Source organism: Rahnella sp. Larv3_ips (assembly GCF_003697865.1).
Classification (GTDB): Bacteria; Pseudomonadota; Gammaproteobacteria; order Enterobacterales; family Enterobacteriaceae; genus Rahnella; species Rahnella rivi.
This window is the reverse complement of record NZ_MJIB01000004.1, coordinates 504,255-511,570: the sequence shown is the minus strand read 5'-3', so window position 1 is coordinate 511,570 and position 7,316 is coordinate 504,255. Positions and strand designations below refer to the sequence as shown.

At 52.3% G+C, this 7,316-nt stretch carries 9 protein-coding genes; 8 read left to right on the top strand and 1 reads right to left on the bottom strand.

Annotation, left to right across the window (positions count from 1 at the left end):
• The 8 genes from ED901_RS04840 to wrbA all read left to right on the top strand — a co-directional run.
• A partial coding sequence (locus ED901_RS04840) for a YadA C-terminal domain-containing protein (RefSeq protein ID WP_122095099.1) occupies window positions 1–1,188 on the top strand: 1,188 nt, incomplete at its 5' end.
• A gap of 58 nt (window positions 1,189–1,246) precedes the next feature.
• Window positions 1,247–1,663: a hypothetical protein gene (locus ED901_RS04835; RefSeq protein WP_056769980.1), complete on the top strand. Its 417-nt coding sequence runs from the start codon at window positions 1,247–1,249 to the stop codon at window positions 1,661–1,663.
• Window positions 1,660–1,902 carry a hypothetical protein gene (locus tag ED901_RS04830; RefSeq protein ID WP_122095097.1) on the top strand — a complete coding sequence of 81 codons (243 nt, stop codon included), beginning with the start codon at window positions 1,660–1,662 and terminating at the stop codon, window positions 1,900–1,902. The genes ED901_RS04835 and ED901_RS04830 overlap by 4 nt, the downstream gene beginning before the upstream one ends.
• Before the next feature lie 18 nt (window positions 1,903–1,920).
• Window positions 1,921–2,205 carry a hypothetical protein gene (locus tag ED901_RS04825; RefSeq protein ID WP_122095095.1) on the top strand — a complete coding sequence of 95 codons (285 nt, stop codon included), beginning with the start codon at window positions 1,921–1,923 and terminating at the stop codon, window positions 2,203–2,205.
• Between the two features lie 458 nt (window positions 2,206–2,663).
• Window positions 2,664–3,149 (top strand): Hcp family type VI secretion system effector, encoded by a 486-nt coding sequence (locus ED901_RS04820; protein ID WP_122095093.1) that lies wholly within the window; start codon window positions 2,664–2,666, stop codon window positions 3,147–3,149.
• 7 nt (window positions 3,150–3,156) lie between these two features.
• Window positions 3,157–3,597 carry an STM2901 family protein gene (locus tag ED901_RS04815; protein WP_122095091.1) on the top strand — a complete coding sequence of 147 codons (441 nt, stop codon included), beginning with the start codon at window positions 3,157–3,159 and terminating at the stop codon, window positions 3,595–3,597.
• The gene (locus ED901_RS04810) at window positions 3,591–3,917 is read left to right on the top strand and encodes a DUF1493 family protein (protein ID WP_122095089.1); all 327 of its coding nucleotides are present in this window, start codon (window positions 3,591–3,593) and stop codon (window positions 3,915–3,917) included. Before ED901_RS04815 ends, ED901_RS04810 begins: the two co-directional genes overlap by 7 nt.
• Window positions 3,918–4,279: 362 nt before the next feature.
• Window positions 4,280–4,879 carry an NAD(P)H:quinone oxidoreductase gene (gene wrbA, locus ED901_RS04805; protein WP_122095087.1) on the top strand — a complete coding sequence of 200 codons (600 nt, stop codon included), beginning with the start codon at window positions 4,280–4,282 and terminating at the stop codon, window positions 4,877–4,879.
• 73 nt (window positions 4,880–4,952) lie between these two features.
• On the opposite strand, the gene fusA is transcribed toward wrbA, so the two are convergent.
• Window positions 4,953–7,028 (bottom strand): elongation factor G, encoded by a 2,076-nt coding sequence (gene fusA / locus ED901_RS04800; protein ID WP_122095085.1) that lies wholly within the window; start codon window positions 7,026–7,028, stop codon window positions 4,953–4,955.
• Window positions 7,029–7,316 lie beyond the last annotated feature (288 nt).

The following is a 7,316-nucleotide window of genomic DNA, read 5'->3' as shown; positions in this document are numbered from 1 at the left end:
GCAACTCCGCAGGCCACGCCGCAAAAACTGCCCGTCGCGCCAACCCTGACCGCGCAGCTGACGCCGCAGGCAACCCCGCAGGCTACGCCGCAAAAAATGGCCGTCGCACCGACCCTGACCGCGCAGCTGACGCCGCAGGCAACTCCGCAGGCCACACCGCAAAAACTGCCCGTTGCGCCGACCCTGACCGCGCAGCTGACGCCGCAGGCAACCCCACAGGCTACGCCGCAAAAATTGGCCGTCACGCCGACCCTGACCGCGCAGCTGACGCCGCAGGCAACTCCGCAGGCCACGCCGCAAAAACTGGCCGTTGCACCGACCCTGACCGCGCAGCTGACGCCGCAGGCAACCCCGCAGGCTACGCCGCAAAAACTGCCCGTCGCGCCGACCCTGACCGCGCAGCTTACGCCGCAGGCAACTCCGCAGGCCACACCGCAAAAACTGCCCGTCACGCCGACCCTGACCGCGCAGCTGACACCGCAGGCAACCCCGCAGGCCACGCCGCAAAAACTGCCCGTCGCGCCAACGTTGACCGCGCAGCTGACGCCGCAGGCAACCCCACAGGCTACGCCGCAAAAACTGCCCGTCACGCCGACACTGACCAAGCAGCTGACGCCGCAGGCAACCCCGCAGGCTACGCCGCAAAAACTGGCCGTTGCTCCAACGTTGACCGAACAGTCAACTGTTGAGAAAACGCCAATACGGGCTGCAAACTCATCCACAGTTCAGGAAGTCACCTCAACCCCGGCTCAGCAACCGGTGGTTAAGCAAGAAGTTCGTTCAACTTATTACGATAAACAAATCACGGCGCTGAACGCAGCCGCTGAACAAGATCACGCCGAGGTCCTTGCTGAATCTCACAGCCGGGCTGTGGGTGATGCCAACACGCTGAGCCAGGCAAATGATTACACCAATAAAAAGTTCTCTGACCTGAAATCTGAAGTCGATGACAACAAAGATCAGGCTAATGCAGGCACCGCGTCAGCCCTCGCTGCTGTCGGGATCCCACAGGTAGAAGCAGGTTCTGACTTCATGGTCGGTGCAGGTGCGGGCACTTATGGTAATCAGTCTGCCATTGCGGTGGGTGTATCAGGCCATATCACCGCAAAAACAGTGACCAAATTAGCGGTAACCGGCGACACAAATAACGGTGTCGGTGCTTCCGCAGGTATTGGCTGGAACTTCTAAACTCATTAAACAGCCAGCCCCACGGGGCTGGCCTCACTTCAGGAAAAGGCAGACTGACATGAAAAAAATTTTTGTCATTGTAGCTATCACGTTGCTCGCAGGCTGTTCCACTCAGGCGTCAAGAATGGCGAACTGCCAGGCACAGGGGATTTCAAAAGATACCTGTTACCTCGCCGAGCAAAATCGTCAGACCGGTATACAAAATGCGGCACTGAAGCAGGCCATGGAAAATGCCGCCAGTCAGTACGGCCAGGCGACGAAAAAAGTCATTCACGCGAAGATTAAGGGGATAGATATCAAAATCTTTCCCGGCGATAAGCAAGGGTATATCGAAGGGACTGCAGCATATCTTGATGAAGATAACGCGGATGCTCAGGTCTATCGCAAAGGTATTTTCACAGCGATTTATTACAAGCGCACACACAAGCTGGTTCTGATGCGCAACGGTCAGATTTACGGTCGGGCGACAACATGAAAAGACATCATACCGATCAGTTTAAACATCTGTCGCCGGAGCAGCAGCTTACCTGCCTGAAAATGCTTCAGCGCGTGGAGGAGACGCCGCTTTCCAAAGGGATCACCGGTGTCGCCGTCTCGGTGATCATGAATAACGGGCACACCGCGACGCTGAGCAAATTCATCGCGCAACCTGAAGAAGTGTCCGTGTTAGTCAGCTGGAACAATGATCAGCGCGGTAATGACCGCAGGGATTAATAAGGACGTTTTGCTTCCATGCATGTGATAGACCTGACCAGAAAAGAGCGTTCGTCTACCGGCGTTTTGTTTCTGCATACACTGAAAGACAAAGGGTATGTTTACCGGCTGAAAAGAGTTGAAGTGGAAGAACAGACGCTGCGGTTAATTAAACTCAACCATTTTCACCATTTTTCCAGCATGACCGGTATTCATACCTCACAGATTTATAACGATAAAATCGAGGCAGCGAAGAGCCTGTGTCACTTTATAGAAAAGGTGACCGGCGCAAAATGCACGGCTGATATTTTAAACACGTATTAAATTGAGGTAAGGAGGATGAGCGCGGCATAAAATCGCGCTGAAATCTGTTTTCAACCTTACCGTTATAGAATCCAGCGCGATCTGCCCCGAATCTCCCGTGATACTCATCCTTGATTTCAACACCCGTTTCACTTGCCCGCACATAGCTACCCGTTGAAAGGATTGGTGTAACACTCGATGACATCGTCGTTGCTTATCATAAGTGGGTTAGAATCAGCAAAAATCGCCAACAAAGAACTTTAGCGAAATTTGAGGATATGTTTTGCCCAATAGGCCCGCTCGCTCATTCACCCGCTCCTACTGAATCTGAATCCCTTCAAAGCGGCACACAAGCTGCTCCCGCTTTATCTTAGGGGCACTGCACCTACGCCAGACCAAACTTAAGTCAAATTATCCGTGCAAGTTCCACCCAGCCTGCTTTAACATTAGCCAGACTTTAAATAAGGATATTTGAAAAAATGGCAATTCCAGCTTATCTATGGCTTAAAGATGACGGCGGCGCACTGATCAAGGGATCTGTTGACGTCAAAGATCGTGAGCATTCAATCGAAATCACTTCTTTCAATCACTCACTAAGTATCCCCACTGATAATGGCACCGGAAAATTAACCGGCACACGCTTACACGGTGCAATGCAGGTGGAGAAAGATTTCGACTCTTCCTCTCCCTACTTATACAAAGCCGTCGCCACGGGCCAGACATTGGAATCAGCAGAATTGAAGTGGTACCGGATTAGTGATGCTGGGCAGGAAGTTGAATACTTCAACATGTTCCTGGAAGGCGTAAAAATTGTCTCCGTTGTCCCCATGATGCACGATACAAAAACTGTTGTTAATGTCGGCCATAAAGAGGCTATCCAGTTACGCTATCAGAAAATCACATGGAAATATTTGGATGGGAACATTCAATACAGTGATGCCTGGAATGAACGCGTAACCGGATAGGTGGCATATGGATACTACTGAGCAGATCAACGGTTATTACTTTGATGGGCTTTCTAACTTATCCGCAGGAGAGTTATATTTTTGGGTGTTCCTGGATGAAGCCGGTAAGCAATTTGGCGTCGCTGATTTAGCAGGGCTTGCGATGTTCATACTTGGCCAGCCAATCATGATTACACGCGCCAAGCCGATGGGGACAACCAAGGGGACCTCACCGCTGAGCTACTATTTGCGTCAGTGGCTGAAGACTGAGGTGAAGCAGTGGCCTACCCTGACCACCGGGAGTATAAAGCGCCTAAAATTCTCATATGTCAGCAATCTTGGTGCATTTGTCGGACGATGGATTCCCTTCCTTGGTGTGATAGTTCTGGCGAGTGATATTTCTCAAATTGTCTGGAAAAGCACCAACCGTTACAACTCAATCGCCAATGAGAAAGACCGCCTATGGTAAGTAATGAGGATATTCTTGACTGGTATAATGCAGGATGGAACAAGTCAGGGAAATGGCCTGTCACGATTGACACCAGCCTCACCACGGGGCGTTATGTCTGGGTGTGGGAGACGGGTGAAGAAATCATGGAAAGTTATGCCAAGACCTTTGGTGCAGACATGACAGGGTTTAATTTCCTGAAATACTGGCCCGATGAGAAAGGTATGATTCCTAACTTCCTGCTTCCGAAATCTCGCCGTGTGAAGAATGTTGAACCTTCCCCGCTAACACTCCGTATGCTCGCAGAATCTGCGCGGGCTGGAAAATGGCTTTATGATTAAAATTTTCCCGCTAACTGAGCCCGGATGGTGTTTAACATTTACGGCACCTGCATGCCGTAAAGCATTGCAGAGCAAGTGGCGATGCTAAATTTTAAGTCAGGCAGTGATGTCCCATTCATACCCCACCGGGAATAAGTGGCTCTATAAATAAGCCTGCATGCCCTAATTAATTGAAGAGTCTGTTCAAAAAATTGCGTTTGTAAGTCACGCCTTATGCGCGGACGATGAACTCTCTTGCTCATCACAACGCTGAGTCTGGCGCAGGAGTTAACGTGGGATTTTTAAGCGAGATTTTCGCCCGAATTGCCGGCCAGAAGTCTGCACCCCATCCGGTAACAACATCACCTCAACAGGAGTTAACAATGGCAAAAGTACTGGTTCTCTATCATTCCATGTATGGTCATATTGAAACGATGGCGCAAAGCGTTGCCGAAGGCGCACGCAGCGTACCCGGTGTTGAAGTCACGATAAAACGCGTCCCTGAAACCATGCCCGAAGAAGCGTTTAAGGCTGCGGGTGGCAAAACCGGTCAAACGGCTGAGGTCGCTTCTCCGGCAGAACTTGGTGATTACGACGCCATCATTTTCGGCACACCAACCCGCTTTGGTAACATGACAGGACAGATGCGCACCTTCCTTGATCAAACCGGCGGCCTGTGGGCCAAAGGCGCACTGGCAGGCAAAGTCGCCAGCGTATTCAGCTCAACCGGCACCGGCGGCGGTCAGGAAATGACTATCACGTCGACCTGGACCACCCTCGCCCATCACGGCATGATCATCGTGCCAATCGGTTACACCACCCCGGAATTGTTCGATATTTCACAGGTTCGCGGCGGCACGCCTTATGGCGCGACCACTATCGCCGGTGGCGATGGCTCACGTCAGCCAAGTGCCGAAGAGCTGCGTATTGCCGTGCATCAGGGTAAACACGTCGCCACGATCACCAGCAAACTGGTGGGTTGATTTTTTTAAAAAACCCCAAAAAAAAGGGTTCGGCATCCATTGCCGAACCCTTTTAGTTTTTACGTTTTAACGCTTATTTGCCACGCGACGCAATGATGTTTTCAGCGACATTGCGCGGTGCCTCGGCATAGTGATTGAACTCCATGCTGTAGGTTGCACGGCCTTGCGACATTGACCGCAAAACGGTGGAATAACCGAACATTTCAGACAACGGCACTTCGGCTTTGATAATTTTACCGCCGCCGCCCGCGATCTCTTCCATGCCCTGCACCGTGCCGCGACGTGACGACAAATCACCCATCACGCCACCGGCATACTCTTCCGGCGTTTCCACTTCCACTTTCATCATCGGTTCGAGAATCACCGGGTCCGCACGTTTGGCCGCTTCCTTGAAACCAAAGATCGCCGCCATTTTGAACGCCATTTCAGAGGAATCGACCTCGTGGTACGACCCGAACGTCAGCGTGACTTTCACGTCGACGACCGGATACCCCGCCAGAATGCCGTTATTCAGCGCTTCCGTTACCCCTTTCTCAACGGCAGGAATAAATTCACGCGGAACAACACCCCCTTTGGTCGCATCCACAAACTCAAAACCGGTGCCTGCCGGCAGAGGTTCAAGCGTGAACACCACGTGGCCGTACTGGCCTTTACCGCCGGACTGACGCACAAATTTCCCGTCCACATCTTTCACCGTTTTACGCACCGTTTCGCGGTATGTGACCTGCGGTTTACCGATGTTAGCTTCCACGCCAAACTCACGTTTCATGCGGTCGACGATAATCTCCAGATGCAACTCACCCATACCGGAAATGATCGTCTGCCCGGATTCCTCATCAGTACGGATACGGAACGACGGGTCTTCAGACGCCAGCCGCGACAGCGCAATGCCCATTCTCTCCTGATCGGCTTTGGTTTTCGGCTCGATGGCCTGCGAGATCACCGGATCCGGGAACTCCATGCGCACCAGCGTAATAATATCAGACGGGTCGCACAGCGTTTCGCCGGTTGTCACGTCTTTCAGCCCCACGCAGGCGGCAATATCACCGGCACGGATTTCGTCGATCTCGATGCGGTCATTAGCATGCATCTGCACGATACGGCCAATACGCTCTTTTTTGCCGCGCACCGGGTTATATACGCTGTCGCCTTTTTTCAGCACGCCTGAGTACACCCGGACAAACGTCAGCTGGCCGACATACGGGTCAGTCATCAGTTTGAACGCCAGCGCCGAGAACTTCTCGCTGTCATCGGAATGAAAAAAAAAAAGCGGAATATCCAGCGGCGAAGGCATCAGTTCGATCACGGCGTCGAGCATGCGCTGCACGCCTTTATTCTTGAACGCGCTGCCGCACAGCATCGGCTGGATTTCACCGGCGATGGTACGCAGGCGCAAACCTTCGGTGATCTCATCCTCGGTGAGCGCGCCTTCTTCGAGATATTTATCCATCAGCGCGTCATTGGCTTCTGCCGCTGCCGACACCATTTTCTCGCGCCACTCTTCAGCCAGCGCCTGTAACTCCGCCGGGATAGGTGCATAACTGAAGGTCATGCCCTGCGTTTCGTCATCCCACAAAATGGCGCGCATTTTGCGTAAATCCACCACGCCCGTGAAATGCTCTTCGCTGCCGATCGGGATAACGATCGGGATCGGATTGGCTTTCAGGCGGTCCACCATCATCTGGCGAACGCGGAAGAAATCTGCACCCTGACGGTCCATTTTGTTCACAAAGGCCAGGCGCGGCACTTTGTATTTATTCGCCTGACGCCACACGGTTTCAGACTGAGGCTGCACGCCGCCGACGGCGTCATACACCATCACCGCGCCGTCGAGAACGCGCATGGAACGTTCCACTTCAATGGTGAAATCCACGTGCCCCGGTGTGTCGATAATATTAATACGATGCTCATCGAACGAGTGATCCATCCCGCGCCAGAAACAGGTCACCGCGGCGGAGGTAATGGTGATGCCGCGCTCCTGTTCCTGAGCCATCCAGTCTGTGGTCGCACCGCCGTCATGCACTTCTCCCAGCTTATGATTCATGCCGGTATAGAAAAGAATACGCTCGGTGGTGGTGGTTTTACCTGCGTCGATGTGTGCTGAGATACCGATATTGCGGTAGCGCTCGATTGGCGTTTTGCGAGCCATATAACGTCCTTACTGGTTGATGGCTAAGTTGGCGGGGAGTGGTTTTCACGTCCCGTCACAAAGTATTGGGTACTAAACTTCTTAATGCGGAGAGTATACTACAATTGTACGTGTATATTCGTACAATTAATTTAGTCTATCGATGAAATTGGTCACAGGTCGTCACGTTGTACAGCCGTTGAGGGATAGGCTATATTGCGCGGCCGCTGATAATTTAAAATTTTAGCCAAAATAATTCTGGTTGCAGGAAGGCGGCAAACGCATCTGCAACCTGAAGTATGACGGGTA